The organism is Variovorax sp. 01N429 (assembly GCF_056399425.1).
The window spans coordinates 1-17,177 of the sequence record NZ_JBFTRG010000008.1 but is presented as its reverse complement, the minus strand read 5'-3'; the positions used below and the strand labels follow the sequence as shown (position 1 = coordinate 17,177).

Genomic DNA, 17,177 nt, shown 5'->3' with positions numbered 1-17,177 from the left:
AAAAATCGGTCGATCGCGCTATGAGATGATGGGAATAATCTTCTCAGGAATCTTCTCAGGAATCTTCTCATAAAGAGCATGCGAATTCGTAACCAGGCTGCGCGCGACCAGCTGACCGCGCTACTCGCCAGACGCCCGATGGCTAGCGCCGCCGAGTTGGCTGATGCTGTGGGTGTCAGTGTCGCGACCTTGCATCGGCTGTTGGGCGAGCTTGGAGACCGAGTCCTAACCATCGGTAAAGCGCGGCGCGCGCGCTATGCATTGCGCCGTCCCTTGCGCGGGGACGCCTCCGACTTATCCTTGTACGAGGTCAATGCCGAGGGCAGGGCCGAATCCATCGCGTCGCTGACCCCGGTATCTCCTTCTGGCGCCCTGCTGGATCTCGCCAAGGCCGGTTGGCCGCTGGACGATGCGTCGCGCGACGGGTGGTGGGAGGGCCTTCCCTATCCCCTCTACGACATGCGTCCGCAAGGGTACATGGGCCGCCAGTTCGCACGGGCTGAGCATCGCCAGCTTGCGGTGTCCCCGGATCCGACCGAGTGGTCCGACGACGACATCCTCTTCGTGTTGAGCCGTACAGGTTCAGATGCCAGTGGCAGCCTCATCCTCGGCGACCTCGCCTACGAGAATTGGCTTCAGCACAAGGTCAAGCCGGCCGAGCCCTTGAACAGCTCGCGCGTAGGCCGCGCCTACGCCGCGTTGGCGGAACAGGCGATTGCGGCAGGGGTGCCAGGCTCGAGCGCCGCGGGTGAATTCCCGAAGTTCCCAGCATTGCGAACGCTCGAAGGACAGGCGACGCCCCATGTGTTGGTCAAGTTCTCGGGGTCTGACGGATCGCCGGCGGTCCGGCGTTGGGCGGATCTGCTGGTGGCCGAACATCTGGCGCTGGAAGCTGCCGGGACGCTGCCCGGCATCGAGCGCTCGCGAAGTCGCATCCTCGTGCACGATGGCCGCACATTCCTGGAGGTGGAGCGCTTCGATCGAATCGGCATGTTTGGAAGAAGCCGCCTGTGCAGCCTTGAAGCAATCAACGCTGCGCTGGTTGGCGAAGCTGCGATGGACTGGACCAGGATCGCGGGCCGTCTTGCCGGCGCGGGGCTGCTATCTGCCCATGATGAAATCCGCATCCAGCATCTGTGGTGGTTCGGTCGGTTGATTGCCAACGCCGACATGCATCTTGGCAACCTCAGTTTCCGGCCGCAAGGCTGCCTGTCGCTCGCGCCGGTCTACGACATGCTGCCGATGCTCTATGCGCCACTCGCGGGCGGGGAGGTCCCGCCGCGGAACTTCGAGGCACCTCTTCCGTTGCCGGCTCAACGGGCTGTCTGGACGGGCGCGTGCCTGGCTGCCCTGGACTTCTGGCATCGCGCGTCTACGGATGCACGCATCAGCGATCCCTTCAGGGCAATCGCCGCAGCCAATGCGCGGCACCTGAAGGATCGGGCCGAGCACGTCTGATCCCTGACTCCTATACTGACCGCCCTCATTTCGCAGACCGGACACCGCCATGCACCTGCCCAAGACCACCCTCCAATTGCGTTCGCTGATCCGCCGCGACGGCGTGCTCGAACTCGCGCTCGCGGAGGAAGCACTGCCGCAGCCAGCGGCCAACGAAGTGGTCGTCCGCGTCGAAGCAGCACCCATGAATCCTTCGGACCTGGGCCTGCTGTTCGGCGCGGCGGACATGCGCACAGCCAAGGCCGGCGGCACGCCGGACCGGCCGGTGATCACCGCCACGGTGCCCGAAGCCGCCATGAAGGGCATGACCGCTCGCCTGGATCAATCGATGCCGGTCGGCAACGAAGGCGCAGGGGTGGTGGTCGCGGCGGGCGCCTCGCCCGAAGCGCAGGCGCTGATGGGCAAGACGGTCGCGGTGCTCGGCGGCGCGATGTACACGCAATTCCGCTGCATTCCCGTTGAGCAGTGCATGGTGCTTCCCGACGGCGCGACGCCTGCCGAAGGGGCGTCCTCGTTCGTCAATCCGCTCACGGCCCTGGGCATGGTCGAGACGATGCGGCGCGACGGCCACAAGGCGCTGGTGCACACGGCGGCGGCGTCCAATCTTGGGCAGATGCTCAACCGGATCTGCATCCAGGACGGCATCGGGCTGGTGAACATCGTGCGCAAGAAGGAGCAGGAAGACCTCCTGCGCGGCATGGGCGCCAAGTATGTCTGCGACGCCACATCGCCGACCTTCATGCAGGATCTGACGGAGGCGCTGGTCGCCACCGGCGCCACGCTGGCTTTTGACGCAATCGGCGGCGGCAAGCTGGCGGGCCAGATCCTGACCTGCATGGAAGCTGCCGCAAACAGGACCGCTACCGAATACAGCCGCTATGGCTCGACCACCTACAAGCAGGTCTACATCTACGGCGGCCTCGATCGCGGGCCGACGGAGTTCGTGCGCAATTTCGGCATGACCTGGGGGATGGGCGGCTGGCTGCTGTTCCCCTTCCTTCAGAAAATCGGCCCCGAAGGGCAGCAGAAGCTGAAGGCGCGGGTGGCGAAGGAGCTCAAGACGACTTTTGCGAGCCGCTACACCAAAGAAGTCTCGCTGGTCGAGGCGCTGCGGCTGGATGAGATTGCCGTCTATTCGAAGCACGCAACCGGCGAGAAATACCTGCTGAATCCGAACAAGTAGCCGGGCGCGGCTTTCGCGCCCGATGGGGAGAGCTCAGCCCAGCGCCAGGCGCGCGCGGCCGCCGGCCGCCGTCTTGCGGGCGCCGTCCGGTCCATAGAACATCTGCACGCTCGACTGCAGGAAGTGCAGCGCCTTCTGCGTGAAATCGAGCTGCGCGTAGACAACGGAACCGTTGCGCAGGTTGTGAACTCGCGCCTGCTCGGCCAGTTCGAGCAATGCCGCCCAAGCCTGCCGGGTTGCTTCCCCACCAGCTGCAGCCGCCGCATCGGCCCCGGCGCGGCCGGGTTCGAAGCCGAGTGCGGCCTGTGCGGCTTCGCGCTGGCGGTCGAGCTCGGCGAGGCGTTCCAGCAACTGGATCTTTTGTTCGGTGATCTGCTCGGCTTCCGCAAAGCGGCGGTTCGTCATGGCCTCCTCTTCCTGCGACAGGATGGCCAGGAATTCCTCCACGCAGGATTTTTCCGCGTGCAGGTAGAGCAGCATGGTGTTCATTGCTTCTTCTCGGCGCCGAGCAGGTCGCGCACGCTGTCGAGCAGGCCGCTGGCGATCCGCTCGGGGTTGACTTGATAGCGGCCGGCGCGGATGTCCTCGCGGATTGCCGCGACGCGGGCCGCGTCGAAATCGCTGCCAGCGGAGTTGGGCAGCGCGTGGATTTGTCCGGACACCTGCACCACCTCCTTGGAGCGGCTCGCGGCGTCGGCGGCGGACGCTGGGGCAGAGCCCGGCTTGGAGGGGCGGGAAAGAGGCGTGGCCGAAGGCGCGGGTTGATCGATTTTCAAGATGATTCCTCAAAGGGCTGGCCCATATATCGGCGGCTTGACCGGGAACTTTAGGCCCGATCGCATCGAATGGCGAGCGCGGCTTACTGAGCAAGCCGGATCTGGCCTTCCTCGTCGGCGATCCCACTCACCAGACGGCCATCGCGCGTTTTGGCCTGCACCGTGGCGCCGGCTTCGGCGCGCGTCATCGCCTTGCCTTCGGTGCTGACGGCGTAACCCTGGCCCTGAGCGACCAGTTGCACGGTCTGGCCCTGCTGGATCACGACGACGCCGCGCATCAATTCCTTTCGCAGCGGCGCGCCTGCGGCAATGCGCTGCGTGCTGGTGACGCCCCGCAGCGCCGAAACGTCGGTGACGACCGAGCGCGGCAATCTGCTCAGGTCGCCGGTGCGTTCGATCACGTCTCCGGGGCCGAGGCTCTCGCCAGGCGATATGGCCCGTGCGGCGACGAAGTATGTGCCTGTCACGGCGACGTTGACCGAGATGAAGCGGCTCCAGGGCTTGTCGCCCCGGCAGCGAAGGCCTACCGACAGACGCCCCCAAGGCGTCGTGCCGGTCGGCATGAAGGCCTCGAAGTCATCGCATGGCGGAAGCGGTGCAGACCCCGTCGAGTTGATGGAGACCGTCGCCTTGCCTGGCAGGCCGGCCGTCTGCGCCTGCAGAAGCTTGTCGATGGCTGCGCGTGCCGCTTCGGGCACGGGCGCGGGCGCGGCCGCGGCCGCGAGAGAGGCCGTGCCCATGCAGGCCATCCATGCCGGCAGCATGAGGCGCAGCAGGCGGTTCCGGGTCTTGCGTTGTTGCATGGTGATCGAGGAGTTGCCGGGCAATTCTAGGAAGACACCCCCGATGCCGAAGTGGCGAAGTGCCGCTGAAAACCCCCTTTGTTCGACCCATTGCAAAAACGGCGCGTCCATAGACTCGCTTTCCATCTGTCGCCATGCCCAGTGCGGACGCGACGCCACCAAGGATGGAAAGAATGATCGACAAGCTGGATGCGGCGCTTCGCTTCAACCGCGAGGCACTCAATCTCCGGGCGGAGCGCCAGGAAGTGCTGGCGGCCAACATCGCCCACTCGGACACGCCTAACTACAAGGCCCGCGATTTCGATTTCAGCAGCCGTCTGTCGCAGGCCGTGGAGCAAGGGCGCCAGTCGCAATCGTTTGCGCTGGCCACGACATCGTCACGCCATCTCGCGGGCGAAGCGAAGTCGATGCCCGACCAGGACTTGCTTTATCGCGTGCCGACGCAATCGAGCATCGACGGCAACACGGTCGACATGGACGTCGAGCGCATTAACTTCGCGGACAACGCGCTGCGCTATGAATCGAACCTCACCGTGATCGGCGCCAAGATCAAGACGCTGCTCTCCGCGGTGCAGCAGTAAGCGAGGGAACACGCGATGCCAATCTCCAGCGGTTCCATGAACATCTTCAGCGTGGCGGGTTCCGCCATGACTGCGCAGTCGCAGCGCATGAACGTCACTGCGAGCAATCTTGCCAATGCGGAAAGCGTGGCGGGCCCCGACGGCGAACCCTACCGTGCCAAGCAGGTCTTCTTCGAAGTCGCGCCCTCGGGTCAGCAGGACATCGGTGGCGTGCAGGTCTCGGGCGTCGTGGAGGACCAGTCGCCCGCAAAGATGGTCTTCGATCCGAAGAACCCGCATGCCAACGGCGAAGGCTATGTGGCGATGCCGAACGTGAACGTCGTCGAAGAAATGACCAACATGATTTCAGCGTCGCGCAGCTACCAGGCGAACGTCGAAGTGCTCAACACAGCCAAGACGCTGATGGTCAAGACGCTGACCATCGGCCAATAAAACCACTCACGGAAAGCAAGGAAAGCATCCATGGCCATCGCAGACACGTCTTCCATCAGCGGGCTGAACGCAGCCAGTGCCGCAGCGAGCACCGCCAGTGTCTCGAACAACGACACCGAGCAGCGCTTTCTCAAGCTGCTGGTCACGCAGCTCAACAACCAGGACCCGCTCAATCCGATGGAGAACGCGGAGCTCACCTCGCAGCTCGCACAGATGAGCACCGTGAGCGGCATCGAGAAGCTCAACAACACGCTGTCGGGTCTGGTGAACCAGACGGGCTCCAACCAGGTGCTGCAGGCTGCGTCTCTCATCGGCTATCACGTGCTGTCGCCGGGCGACTCACTGACCACCACGGCGCCGGAAGACGGCAAGGACCCGGCTGTGCAGGCCTTTGCAGTGCAGTTGCCAGGCACCGCGGCCGACGTGCAGATCAAGATCGTCGATGCGAGCGGAAAGACCGTGCGCACCATCGAAGCCGGCTCCATGACCGAGGGCGTCAACGCCGTGACATGGGACGGCAAGGACGACCAGGGCAACGCCGTGGCGGCCGGCAGCTACAAGTTCACGGTGGCCGCAACCAATGGCGGCACGGCTGTGGACGCCACTGCGCTCACCTTCGCGCAGGTGGCCGCCGTCAAGCAGAGCGCGAGTGGCCCGACGCTCGAGCTCGCATCGGGCCAGACCATCAATCTCTCCGACGTGCGCATGTTCCTCTGACGCAAGGCAGGCACGCCTTCCGTCTCCCGTCTTCCGTTTTCCTTCTGCATCAAACAAGGATTCATCATGAGTTTCTCCCAAGGCATCAGCGGCCTGAGCGTTTCCGCCGCCAACCTCGACGTCATCGGCAACAACATCGCGAACTCGGGCACGGTGGGCTTCAAGTCCGCTGCCGCCACTTTCCAGGACGTCTATGCCGGTTCGCGCGTCGGCCTCGGCGCGTCGGTGGCTGGTGTGGTGCAGAACTTCACGCAAGGCGTGACGCAGACCAGTAGCCGTCCGCTGGATGTCGCGATCCTTAACGGCGATGGCTTCTTTCGCATGTCCAGCGCCAGCGGCGAGGTCATGTATTCGCGCAACGGCCAGTTCACCAAGGACAAGGACGGCTTCATCGTCAACGCATCCGGCCTGCGCCTGACGGGCTTCGGCGTCAACGCCAGCGGCGGCATCAACGGCGGCACGCCGTCGGCCATCCAGATCCCGACCGCCGCCATGACGCCGAACGCCACCACGGGCGTGGACGCCGAGTTCAATCTCGATTCGCGCAGCACTGCCCCGACGAAGACGCCTTTCGACGCCAATGATTCGGCGACCTTCAACTATTCCAATGCGATCGGTCCGGTGTACGACTCGCTGGGCAATCCGCACGACCTCGCGGTCTACTTCGTGAAGACGGGCGCCGGCACGTGGGACACCTATGGGACCCTCGACGGCGCTGCGCTCAACGGCGGCGCCAAGCTCGCCGGCGGTTCGCTGACCTTCGACACCAACGGCAATCTCACGGCACCCGCGGGCGGCAAGATCACGCTGCCGACCGCGAACTTCCCGAACGGCTCGGCGGCGCTGAACATGACGGTCGACCTCAGCGGCACGACGCAGTTCGGCTCCACCAACGCGATGAGCAAGCTCAACCAGGACGGCTACACCTCCGGCGAGCTGACGTCGTTCTCGATCAATTCCGACGGCACGATCACCGGCAAGTTCTCCAACGAGCAGAGCAAGTTGCTGGGCCAGGTGGTGCTCTCGTCTTTTGCCAATCCCAACGGCCTGGAACCCAAGGGCCAGAACATGTATGCCGAGACGCAGGCTTCGGGCCAGGCGCTGACCGGCACGCCGGGCGAGGGCACCAAGCTCGGTTCGCTCGAATCCGGCGCACTGGAGTCATCCAACGTCGACCTGACTTCGGAGCTGGTCAACCTCATCGTGGCGCAGCGCAACTACCAGGCCAACGCCCAGACCGTGAAGACGCAGGATCAGGTCATGCAGACCTTGATCAACATGCGCTGAAGCAGGAGCAGCCGTGGATCGAATGTTGTACGTCGCCATGAGCGGCGCCAAGCAGGCCATGGAACAGCAGGCCTCGGTCGCCAACAACATGGCGAACGTCTCGACACCCGGGTTTCGCGCGCAGGTGAATGCCTTCCGTGCGGTGCCGGTCGTTGGGGAGGAAGCGCAGACGCGTGCCTTCGTGGCGGCGACCACGGCGGGCGCCGACTTCTCGCACGGCCCGATCACAGAGACCGGGCGCGAGCTCGATGTCGCGGTCAAGGGCGACGGCTGGCTCGTGGTCCAGACGCCGGATGGCGGCGAGGCCTATACGCGCGTCGGCAACCTGCAGGTGGGTCCGGACGGCCAGGTGATGACGATGGGCTCGCGCCCGGTCGTCGGCGACGGCGGCGCGCTCGTGATTCCTCCCGGTTCCACTGTCACGATCGCAGCGGACGGCGCCATCGCCGCGCGCGGCCCCGGCGATCCGATCACCGGCGTGTCCGAAGTCGGCCGCCTGAAGCTGGTCAACCCGCAGACGGCCGATCTGGTTCGCGGTGACGACGGCCTCTTTCGGATGCGCCCCGGGCTGCCGCCCGCCGACGCCGATCCCGCCGTCACGGTCACCGCGGGTGCGGTGGAAGGCAGCAACGTCAACCCGGTCGAAGCCATGGTCGCAATGATCGCCAACGGACGCAGCTTCGAGATGCAGATGAAGTCGATCCAGTCCGCCGACACCAACGCGCAGTCAGCCAACAAGCTGCTTGCCTACAACTGAGAAATCCAATGATCCGTTCCCTTTACGTCGCCAAGACCGGCCTTGAAGCCCAGCAGACGCAACTCGACGTGGTGTCGAACAACCTTGCCAACGTGGCGACCACCGGCTTCAAGAAGAGCCGCGCGGTGTTCGAGGACCTGCTCTACCAGAACCTGCGTCAGGTGGGCGGCCAGACCTCCGATCAGACGCGCCTGCCTTCGGGCCTGCAAGTCGGCACCGGCGTGCGCGTGGTCGCGACAGAGCGCATGCACTCGCAAGGCAACCTGACGAAGACGGACAACCCGAAGGACGTCGGCATCAATGGCGCCGGCTTCTTCCAGGTGCTGATGCCGGACGGCACGACCTCGTACACGCGCGATGGCTCTTTCCAGACGGACAAGGACGGCCAGCTCGTGACGGCGAGCGGCTTCACCATCCAGCCGGTCATCACGATTCCGCAGAACGCCACGAGCATGACGATCGGGCGCGACGGCATCGTCTCGGTCACGCAGGCAGGCAGTACGGCAACCGTGCAGGTCGGCCAGCTCCAGCTCGCCACCTTCCTGAATCCGGCCGGGCTGCAGAGCACGGGCGAGAACCTCTATACCGAATCCGATTCGTCCGGCGCGCCCAACCTGGTGAACCCCGGCGTCGATGGCGCGGGCATCCTGAGCCAGGGCTACACCGAAGCGTCGAACGTCAACGTGGTGGAAGAACTGGTGAACATGATCGCGACGCAGCGCGGGTACGAGATCAACAGCAAGGCGATCCAGACGTCGGATCAGATGCTGCAACGGCTGGCGCAGCTATGAGGCACACCCCCAGGCTTCGCGCACTTCGTGTCGCTTCGCCTACCCCCTTGCAGGGGGCGACACCGGCGGCCCGGCGGAGCCGGTTCCGCGGTGTCTCTGGTATGGGCGCGGGGGTTCTTTGGGGCGTCGTTGTGTTGTCGGCCGGGTGTGCGCAGTTGCCTCGGGAGCCGTTGGTGCATCAACCTATGACGGCTCGGGCGGACACGATGGGGTCGATGCAGCGGCGGCCGTCTACGGGGGCGATCTTCAATGAGAGCGTGGGGGTGGCGCTGTTCGAGGACCGCAGGCCGCGGTATGTCGGGGACATCCTGACGATCGTGATCAGCGAGAAGGTGAATGCGAGCAAGAACTCGGGGGCCAACGCGAGCCGCGATGGCAGCGTGGGTGCGGCCTTTGCGACGATTCCGAAGTTCATGATCGGATTGCTTGATGGGCAGGACGCGAAGATGTCCGGCTCGAACGCGCTGACTGCGAAGGGCGGCGCCAATGCCGCGAACACTTTCAACGGCGTGATCACCGTGACAGTGACCGACGTGCTGCCCAACGGCAACCTGCTGGTGAGTGGGGAAAAGCAGATGGGCATCAACCAGGGGACCGAATTCATCCGGTTCTCGGGTGTGGTGAATCCGCGCACGGTGACCGGCCAAAACACCGTGCTGTCGACCCAGGTGGCCGACGCGCGCATCGAATACACGGCCAAGGGCTACATCGACGAGGCCCAGCACATGGGCTGGATGCAGCGCATCTTCCTGAATGTGTCGCCATTCTGATCATGATCACCAAACGCTTCATCCTCTCCGCCGCGCTGGGCGCCCTTTGCGCCCTGTGCCTCAACCCCTACGTGCATGCCGAGCGACTGAAGGAGCTCGCGACCTTCCAGGGCGTCCGCGACAACCCGCTGATCGGCTACGGCCTGATGGTGGGCCTCGACGGTACGGGCGACCAGACGATGCAGACGCCGTTCACGACGCAGAGCCTGAACAACATGCTTCAGCAGCTCGGCATCACCATCCCGCAAGGCGTGAACATGCAGCTCAAGAACGTGGCGGCGGTGATGGTGACTGCTACGCTGCCTTCGTTCGCGCGGCCAGGGCAGAGCATCGACGTGACCGTATCGTCCATGGGCAATGCCAAGAGCCTGCGCGGCGGCACCTTGCTGATGACACCACTCAAGGGTGTGGACGGTTCGGTGTATGCCATCGCGCAAGGGAACATGGTCGTCGGTGGCGCGGGTGCGTCGGCCAACGGCAGCAAGGTGCAGATCAACCAGTTGAGCTCCGGACGCATTCCGTCGGGAGCGACCGTCGAGCGCACGGTGGAGTCTTCCATCGGCGGCGATGGCATGCTGACCATCGAACTCACGCGTTCGGATTTCAGCACGGCACAGAAGGCTGTCGAGGCGATCAACCGGCAGTTCGGTTCAGGCGTTGCGGACGCTGTCGACGCGCGCGTGATTCGCGTCCGTGCCCCGGAGGCGCCCCAGGAGCGGGTCAGCTTCCTCGCGCGCCTCGAAGGCGTCGAACTCACGCCCGCGCAGGCGGTGGCACGCGTCGTCGTCAACGCGCGCACGGGCTCGGTGGTCATGAACCAGGCCGTCCGCGTCAACGACTGTGCAGTCGCGCACGGCAATCTGTCGGTGGTCATCAACACCGAGCCGGTGGTGAGCCAGCCCGGACCGTTCTCCAACGGCAACACGGTTGCCGCGCAGGTTTCGCAAATCTCGGTGAACCAATCCGGCGGTGCGCTGCAGATGGTGCGCAGCGGTGCTTCCCTCTCGGATGTGATCAAGGGTCTCAATGCCCTGGGCGCAAATCCGCAGGACCTGGTCTCGATCCTGCAAGCGATGAAATCGGCCGGTGCCTTGCGCGCCGAGCTTGAAATCATCTGAGGGCGGACATGGCGATCCCCGCAGCCACTTCGTGGACCGGCAGCGACGCTGGCAGCCGTGCCGGCGCACTCGACCAGCGTTTCGCGCTCGATGTGCAGGGCGTCGATGCCCTGCGCCGCACCGTCCGCAACTCGCCGGAAGAGGGTCTCAAGCAGGTCTCTCGCCAGTTCGAGGCCATGTTCATGAACATGGTGCTCAAGAGCATGCGCGAGGCGACGCCATCCAGCGGCCTGCTCGACGGTGGCCAGAACGAGAAGATCTACACGTCGATGCTCGACCAGCAGCTTTCACAGAACCTGTCGGGACGCGGCGTGGGCCTGGCTGAGGCCATGCTGGCGCAGCTCCAGCGCAGCGTCGCGTCAGGTTCGACCAACATGGACGCCGACGTCGCGCCGATGTCCCTGGCACCTCGCGGCGCGATGCCGCTGAAGCCGGACGCGGGCGTGCCGGTGGGATCTTCGCCGTCGCCCGCGGCGCGTGCGGATCTCAGTGCCTACCAGGTCAACAACGATCGCTCGGCAAGCAGCTCGGCCGCTACCGCATCGCTGCAGAGCCACATCGACGGATTCGTCAACCGCATGGGCGCCTCTGCACAGGCGGCGAGCAACGCGAGCGGCGTGCCGGCTCCGCTGATCCTGGCGCAGGCCGCGCTCGAATCCGGCTGGGGCAAGCGTGAGATCCGTGCCGACGATGGCACTCAGAGCTTCAATCTCTTCGGCATCAAGGCCGACCGCAGCTGGAAGGGCCCCGTGGTCGAGACGACCACGACCGAATACGTGGATGGCGAGCCGCAACGCGTGCGCGCGAAGTTCAGGGCCTATGGCTCCTATGACGAGGCATTTACCGATTACGCGCGCTTCATGACGCGCAATCCGCGCTACGCCAACGTGCTGGCCACCGACGACCCGGCCGAAGCCGCACAGGGCTTGCAGCGCGCGGGCTACGCGACGGATCCGCAATACGGCCAGAAGCTGGTTCGCATCATGCAGAAGTTCGGTTGAAAGGAATCCAAATGGCAGAGATCACGAGCATTCAACAACACGCGAGCAGCGCCGCTGCGGCGGCGGCACTCGCGAGCGCGCGCCGCCTGGAGGTGGTCACCTTCACGCTGGGCGACGAGGAATACGGCATCGACATCCAGAAGGTGCAGGAGCTTCGAGGCTACGACGCGGTCACGCGCATTGCCAACGCTCCGGAGTACATCAAGGGCGTGGTGAACCTGCGCGGGATCATCGTTCCGATCATCGACATGCGCATCAAGTTTGCGCTGGGCACGCCGAGTTATGACCAGTTCACGGTGGTGATCGTGCTGAACATCGGAGGCCGCGTGGTGGGCATGGTGGTGGACAGCGTCTCCGACGTGATCACGCTGGCGGCCGAGCAGATCAAGCCGGCACCCGCGATGGGCTCGGTGCTGGACACGGACTACCTGATCGGCCTGGGCACGCTGGACGAGCGGATGCTGATCCTGGTGGACATCGACCGCCTGATGTCCAGCGAAGACATGGGACTGATCGAGAAGATGGCCGCCTGAGGCCCTGAAACCCTGAAATCCATAACGAAACCATGGGAGACCGGAATGAAGGATTGGAAGATCGGGACGCGCCTCGGAAGCGGATTCGCGCTGGTGCTGGCATTGGCTGCCGCGATCGCCGTCGTCGGTGTGATGCGATTGCAGAGCCTTGGCGACGCGACCCACGAGATGGCGCGGAAGTCGCTCGAGAAAGAACGCCTGGCGGCAAACTGGCTCCTGCTCACGAGCACGAACAGCGTGCGCACCTTCTCGCTGCTCAAGAGCAACGATGCCGAAGTGCAGGATTACCTGCAGAAGAACATCACCAAGACCAGTGCGGCGATCTCGGAGGCGCAGAAGCGGCTCGAGAGTGTTCTTGCATCGCCTGAAGAGCTCGCGCTGAGCGCGGACATCAAGAAGAACCGGGGCGAATACGTCGAGCTTCGCAACACGATTCTCAAGCTCAAGTCCGAAGGCAAGCGCGACGAAGCCGACCGGCTCAGCGGCGACAAGCTGCTGGCTGCACTCGACAGCTATGACGGAAGCATCCGCGCGATGCTTACCTATCAGAAGGAGCAGATCGACAAATCGGCAGACGCTATCGAAGGGCTTTACCGTTCGGGCCGGATCCAGTTGGTCGTCCTCGCAGCGCTCGCGCTGGCGGTCGGTGCCGTGTTGGCATGGCTGTTGACGCGCAGCATCGTCGAGCCGATCGGCGAGGCGCTGCTGATTGCAGAAACCGTTGCCGCGGGCGACCTCAGCAAGGACTTCGATTCCGATCGCGGCGGCGACTTCGGACGTCTGTTGCGCGGAATGGGTGAAATGGAAGACAAGCTCACCGACGTGGTGGGCCGCATTCGCGCATCGACGGATTCGATCCTCGTGGCTTCGCAGGAGATCGCGGCGGGCAATCACGATCTCTCATCGCGCACTGAAGAGCAGGCGAGTTCGCTGGAAGAGACGGCGGCTTCGATGGAAGAGCTGACCTCCACGGTGAAGCAGAACGCTGACAACGCGCGGCAGGCGAACCAACTCGCAGTGTCGGCCTCGGCAGTCGCGGTCAAGGGCGGCAGCGTGGTCAGCCAGGTGGTGGACACGATGGCTTCGATCAATGCATCGTCCAGGAAGATCGTGGACATCATTGGCGTCATCGACGGCATCGCGTTCCAGACCAACATCCTTGCACTGAACGCGGCGGTGGAAGCCGCGCGCGCCGGCGAGCAGGGCCGCGGCTTTGCCGTGGTGGCCTCTGAAGTGCGAAGCCTTGCACAGCGCTCGGCAGCGGCGGCCAAGGAAATCAAGGGCCTCATCGATGACTCGGTGGGCAAGGTCGATGCGGGCAGCGCGCTGGTGGGCGAAGCGGGCAAGACCATGGAAGAGATCGTCGAGAGCGTCAAGCGGGTGACGGACATCATGGGCGAGATCACTTCGGCCAGCCAGGAGCAAACGTCGGGCATCGAGCAGATCAATCAGGCGATCACGCAGATGGACCAGGTGACGCAGCAGAACGCCGCACTCGTGGAAGAAGCATCGGCCGCCACCCAGTCGCTGCAGGAGCAGGCCGGCGGTCTCTCGGAGGTCGTGGGCATGTTCAAGCTGGAGGACGACTCGGCGGATCTCGCGCCCACGTTGGCGCACGCCCGTCACGCATCACCCGGTCGTTCCTTGCCTCCACCCAAGCTTCCGAGTCAGCGGCCTGGCCCCAAGCAGGGTGCGAAGGCGCCTGAAGCAGCGACGGCCAGCGCAGGCGACTGGACCGAGTTCTGAAACGGAGGCCTTCAGCGAAACCTCATCGCGAGGAGCATTCGGGCCTCAACTTTTGCTGCTGACTGCCGATAGATAGAGAAGGTACGTCAACGCTCCAAGGCGCCTCGGCGCGCCGTCTCTGTCGATTCGAATTCACCAAGGAAAGTGCGATGAGTTTCAAGGATATGAAGATTGGCACGCGTCTGGGCGCCGGCTTCGCCGCGATGCTGGTGCTGATGGCGGGCATCTCCGCGACCGGCATGATCCGCCTGGGCAACGTGGGCGATGCAGTGGAGCAGATGGTCGAGGGGCCGCTGGCCAAGGAGCGCCTGGTCGCCCAATGGTCGTCGCTGCTCGCGGCCAACATCGTGCGGACGTCAGCGATGGTCAAGTCGATGGACAGCACCACCGAGGCGTACTTCAAGAAGGAGCTCGCCGCGGGCCAGGCGCTCACCAACCCGCTGCAGAAGCGGATCGAAGAAGTGATGACTTCGCCGGAAGAAAAGAAGCGCTATGGCGAAGTCGCCGAGGCGCGCCGTGTCGTGCTCGAGCTGCTCGCGACGCTCAACAAGCTCAAGGCGGGCAATGACTGGGAAGGCGCCAATGCGTTTGCCGACAAGGAATTCGCGGGCGGGCTGGTCGCCTACGAGAAGGCGGTCGCCAATCTCGCTGCCCACGAGCGCGAGCAGATCGATGCAGCCGCCCAGGGCATCGGAAAGGATCACCAAACCGGCCGCCTCTGGCTCATGGCGCTGTCGGCCATTGCCCTGCTGGTGGGTGCGCTTGCCAGCTGGTGGCTGACGGTGGGCATCGTGCGTCCGCTCGGAAAGGCCGTGCAAGTGGCGGAGACCGTGGCGGCAGGCAATCTGGGCAGCCGCATCGAGGTGGCAAGCCGCGACGAAACCGGCCAGTTGATGCAGGCGCTGAAAAACATGAACGACAGCCTGGCAAGAGTTGTGGGTGAAGTACGTACGGGTACGGACACCATCGCGACGGCCTCGGGCCAGATCGCCACGGGCAACCAGGACTTGTCCTCGCGCACCGAAGAGCAGGCGAGCTCGCTGGAAGAGACAGCGGCTTCTATGGAAGAGCTGACTTCGACAGTCAAGCAGAACGCGGACAACGCGCGGCAGGCGAATCAACTCGCAGTGTCCGCCTCGGCAGTCGCGGTCAAGGGCGGCAGTGTGGTCAGCCAGGTGGTGGACACCATGGCTTCGATCAATGCATCGTCCAGGAAGATCGTGGACATCATCGGAGTGATCGACGGCATCGCGTTCCAGACCAACATCCTTGCACTGAACGCAGCGGTGGAAGCCGCCCGCGCCGGCGAGCAGGGCCGCGGCTTTGCCGTGGTGGCCTCTGAAGTGCGAAGCCTTGCACAGCGCTCGGCAGCGGCGGCGAAGGAAATCAAGGGCCTCATCGATGACTCGGTGGGCAAGGTCGATGCGGGCAGCGCGCTGGTGGGCGAAGCCGGCAAGACCATGGAGGAGATCGTCGAGAGCGTCAAGCGCGTGACGGACATCATGGGCGAGATCACTGCGGCCAGCCAGGAGCAAACGTCGGGCATCGAGCAGATCAATCAGGCGATCGCGCAGATGGACCAGGTGACGCAGCAGAACGCCGCACTCGTGGAAGAAGCATCCGCGGCAGCGCAATCACTGCAGGAGCAGGCTGGAAGCCTCTCGCAAGTGGTGGGCGTCTTCAGTTTCGAATCAGCCCGACCGGCGCTCGCGTGATCGCGAAGCGCCACAGATTCACCCAATCAAGCATGGAGCAAACAAGATGTTGACCAAGACCACAGATGCCGCAAACGCCGGCAAGCCGCTGGAGTTTCTCTCTTTCACCCTCGGGCACGAGGAATACGGCATCGACATCCAGAAGGTGCAGGAGCTGCGAGGCTACGACGCGGTCACGCGCATTGCCAACGCTCCGGAGTACATCAAGGGCGTGGTGAACCTGCGCGGGATCATCGTTCCGATCATCGACATGCGCATCAAGTTTGCGCTGGGCACGCCGAGCTACGACCAGTTCACGGTGGTGATCGTGCTGAACATCGCGGGACGCGTGGTGGGGATGGTGGTGGACAGCGTCTCCGACGTGATCACGCTGGCGGCCGAGCAGATCAAGCCGGCGCCCGCGATGGGCTCGGTGCTGGACACGGACTACCTGATCGGACTGGGCACGCTGGACGAGCGGATGCTGATCCTGGTGGACATCGACCGCCTGATGTCCAGCGACGAAATGGGCCTGGTCGAAGCCGCGGCCACAGCCTGATTCAAGCAAACCCACACCGCGGGCCCCATCATGAATTTTCTATCCAACATACGCATCGGAACGCGTCTGGCCATCGGCTTTGCCGTGGTGCTGGGCTTGACGATTCTCTCATCCGTGTTTGCACTGAACAGTGCCCGGAACACTGCCGCGGCGACGCGGCACATGATGGAGAGCCCGCTTGCCAAGGAGCGGCTCATCTCCGACTGGTATGTGCTTACCTACTCGGCCATCGCGCGCACGTCGATGATCGCGAAGACCACCGACGACACGCTTCCAGTCACTTTTGCCGAAGTCATCTCCGACAGCGTCAAGAAGGGGAGCGAGACGATGAGCAAGGTCGAGGCTCTCCTGGTCGTCGACGAGGAAAAGAAGCTGTACAAGACCATCGTCGAGCTCCGCGCCAAATATCAGACCGCCAAGGACCTCGTCGGAAAAACGAAGGCCAGCGGCGACGTCGCGGAAACGGAGCGGGTCTTCAAGCAATCCTTCCTGCCTGCTGCGAAGGCCTATGAAAGCAGCGTGCTCGATCTCCTCTCGATGGAGCGCAAGGCGATCAACGACATGAGCCAGGCCATCGACGCGGCCAACGAGCGCGCCTTCGAACTGAGGGCGATCCTGACGGTCCTCTCGGTGTTGATCGGTGCGGCTTTCGCGTTCCTCATCTCGCGCAGCATCGTTCGTCCTCTGGCCGCGGCGGTCAAGGTGGCGGAGACTGTCGCAGCGGGTGACCTGACCTCGCGCATCGAAGTCCACAGCCGGGACGAGGCCGGCCAGTTGATGCGGGCGCTCAAGAACATGAACGACAGCCTGGCAAAGGTGGTGGGCGAAGTGCGTACGGGCACGGACACCATCGCCACGGCATCGAGCCAGATCGCCACGGGCAACCAGGACTTGTCCTCGCGCACCGAAGAGCAGGCGAGCTCGCTGGAGCAGACCGCCGCTTCGATGGAAGAGCTCACATCGACCGTCAA

Annotated in this window: 19 protein-coding genes; 16 read left to right on the top strand and 3 right to left on the bottom strand. The window is 64.3% G+C overall.

Annotated features, from left to right (window positions below; genetic code table 11):
- The first annotated feature begins 78 nt into the window (after positions 1 to 78).
- The gene (yjjJ, locus tag AC1DSF_RS15675; RefSeq protein ID WP_478183099.1) at positions 79 to 1,458 is read left to right on the top strand and encodes a type II toxin-antitoxin system HipA family toxin YjjJ; all 1,380 of its coding nucleotides are present in this window, start codon (positions 79 to 81) and stop codon (positions 1,456 to 1,458) included.
- A gap of 49 nt (positions 1,459 to 1,507) precedes the next feature.
- Complete coding sequence (locus tag AC1DSF_RS15670) at positions 1,508 to 2,641, top strand: zinc-binding dehydrogenase (RefSeq protein ID WP_478183098.1); 1,134 nt, start codon at positions 1,508 to 1,510, stop codon at positions 2,639 to 2,641.
- Positions 2,642 to 2,674: 33 nt separating this feature from the next.
- Here AC1DSF_RS15670 and AC1DSF_RS15665 read toward each other — a convergent pair whose 3' ends face one another.
- From AC1DSF_RS15665 to flgA, 3 genes are all read right to left on the bottom strand, one after another.
- Positions 2,675 to 3,121 carry a flagella synthesis protein FlgN gene (locus AC1DSF_RS15665; RefSeq protein ID WP_478183097.1) on the bottom strand — a complete coding sequence of 149 codons (447 nt, stop codon included), beginning with the start codon at positions 3,119 to 3,121 and terminating at the stop codon, positions 2,675 to 2,677.
- A 5-nt stretch (positions 3,122 to 3,126) separates the two neighbouring features.
- Positions 3,127 to 3,417 (bottom strand): flagellar biosynthesis anti-sigma factor FlgM, encoded by a 291-nt coding sequence (gene flgM, locus AC1DSF_RS15660; protein ID WP_478127106.1) that lies wholly within the window; start codon positions 3,415 to 3,417, stop codon positions 3,127 to 3,129.
- A gap of 83 nt (positions 3,418 to 3,500) precedes the next feature.
- Entirely contained in the window at positions 3,501 to 4,220 is a 720-nt protein-coding gene (gene flgA / locus AC1DSF_RS15655) for a flagellar basal body P-ring formation chaperone FlgA (RefSeq protein WP_478183096.1), read from the bottom strand.
- 173 nt (positions 4,221 to 4,393) lie between these two features.
- Here flgA and flgB point away from each other — a divergent pair, with 173 nt between their 5' ends.
- From flgB to AC1DSF_RS15585, 14 genes are all read left to right on the top strand, one after another.
- Positions 4,394 to 4,801: a flagellar basal body rod protein FlgB gene (flgB, locus tag AC1DSF_RS15650; protein ID WP_478183095.1), complete on the top strand. Its 408-nt coding sequence runs from the start codon at positions 4,394 to 4,396 to the stop codon at positions 4,799 to 4,801.
- Positions 4,802 to 4,837: 36 nt separating this feature from the next.
- Complete coding sequence (flgC, locus tag AC1DSF_RS15645; RefSeq protein ID WP_478127360.1) at positions 4,838 to 5,233, top strand: flagellar basal body rod protein FlgC; 396 nt, start codon at positions 4,838 to 4,840, stop codon at positions 5,231 to 5,233.
- 30 nt (positions 5,234 to 5,263) lie between these two features.
- Positions 5,264 to 5,950: a flagellar hook assembly protein FlgD gene (locus AC1DSF_RS15640; protein WP_478127103.1), complete on the top strand. Its 687-nt coding sequence runs from the start codon at positions 5,264 to 5,266 to the stop codon at positions 5,948 to 5,950.
- Between the two features lie 66 nt (positions 5,951 to 6,016).
- Complete coding sequence (flgE, locus tag AC1DSF_RS15635) at positions 6,017 to 7,237, top strand: flagellar hook protein FlgE (RefSeq protein ID WP_478183094.1); 1,221 nt, start codon at positions 6,017 to 6,019, stop codon at positions 7,235 to 7,237.
- A 13-nt stretch (positions 7,238 to 7,250) separates the two neighbouring features.
- The gene (locus AC1DSF_RS15630; RefSeq protein WP_478127101.1) at positions 7,251 to 7,994 is read left to right on the top strand and encodes a flagellar basal body rod protein FlgF; all 744 of its coding nucleotides are present in this window, start codon (positions 7,251 to 7,253) and stop codon (positions 7,992 to 7,994) included.
- Between the two features lie 8 nt (positions 7,995 to 8,002).
- Positions 8,003 to 8,785, top strand: a complete 783-nt coding sequence (flgG, locus tag AC1DSF_RS15625; protein ID WP_478127100.1) for a flagellar basal-body rod protein FlgG — start codon at positions 8,003 to 8,005, stop codon at positions 8,783 to 8,785.
- A 101-nt stretch (positions 8,786 to 8,886) separates the two neighbouring features.
- On the top strand, positions 8,887 to 9,555 hold the full coding sequence (locus AC1DSF_RS15620) for a flagellar basal body L-ring protein FlgH (protein WP_478127099.1): 669 nt from the start codon (positions 8,887 to 8,889) through the stop codon (positions 9,553 to 9,555).
- Positions 9,556 to 9,557: 2 nt separating this feature from the next.
- A complete protein-coding gene (locus AC1DSF_RS15615; protein WP_478183093.1) occupies positions 9,558 to 10,673 on the top strand; it encodes a flagellar basal body P-ring protein FlgI in 1,116 nt (371 codons plus the stop codon).
- Between the two features lie 8 nt (positions 10,674 to 10,681).
- Positions 10,682 to 11,674 (top strand): flagellar assembly peptidoglycan hydrolase FlgJ, encoded by a 993-nt coding sequence (gene flgJ, locus AC1DSF_RS15610; RefSeq protein WP_478183092.1) that lies wholly within the window; start codon positions 10,682 to 10,684, stop codon positions 11,672 to 11,674.
- An 11-nt stretch (positions 11,675 to 11,685) separates the two neighbouring features.
- Positions 11,686 to 12,207 (top strand): chemotaxis protein CheW, encoded by a 522-nt coding sequence (locus AC1DSF_RS15605; protein WP_478183091.1) that lies wholly within the window; start codon positions 11,686 to 11,688, stop codon positions 12,205 to 12,207.
- Positions 12,208 to 12,252: 45 nt separating this feature from the next.
- Positions 12,253 to 13,953 (top strand): methyl-accepting chemotaxis protein, encoded by a 1,701-nt coding sequence (locus tag AC1DSF_RS15600; protein WP_478183090.1) that lies wholly within the window; start codon positions 12,253 to 12,255, stop codon positions 13,951 to 13,953.
- Between the two features lie 149 nt (positions 13,954 to 14,102).
- A complete protein-coding gene (locus AC1DSF_RS15595; RefSeq protein ID WP_478183089.1) occupies positions 14,103 to 15,668 on the top strand; it encodes a methyl-accepting chemotaxis protein in 1,566 nt (521 codons plus the stop codon).
- 46 nt (positions 15,669 to 15,714) lie between these two features.
- Positions 15,715 to 16,206 (top strand): chemotaxis protein CheW, encoded by a 492-nt coding sequence (locus AC1DSF_RS15590; protein WP_478128979.1) that lies wholly within the window; start codon positions 15,715 to 15,717, stop codon positions 16,204 to 16,206.
- 30 nt (positions 16,207 to 16,236) lie between these two features.
- The coding region (locus AC1DSF_RS15585; protein WP_478183088.1) for a methyl-accepting chemotaxis protein at positions 16,237 to 17,177 on the top strand (941 nt) is incomplete at its 3' end.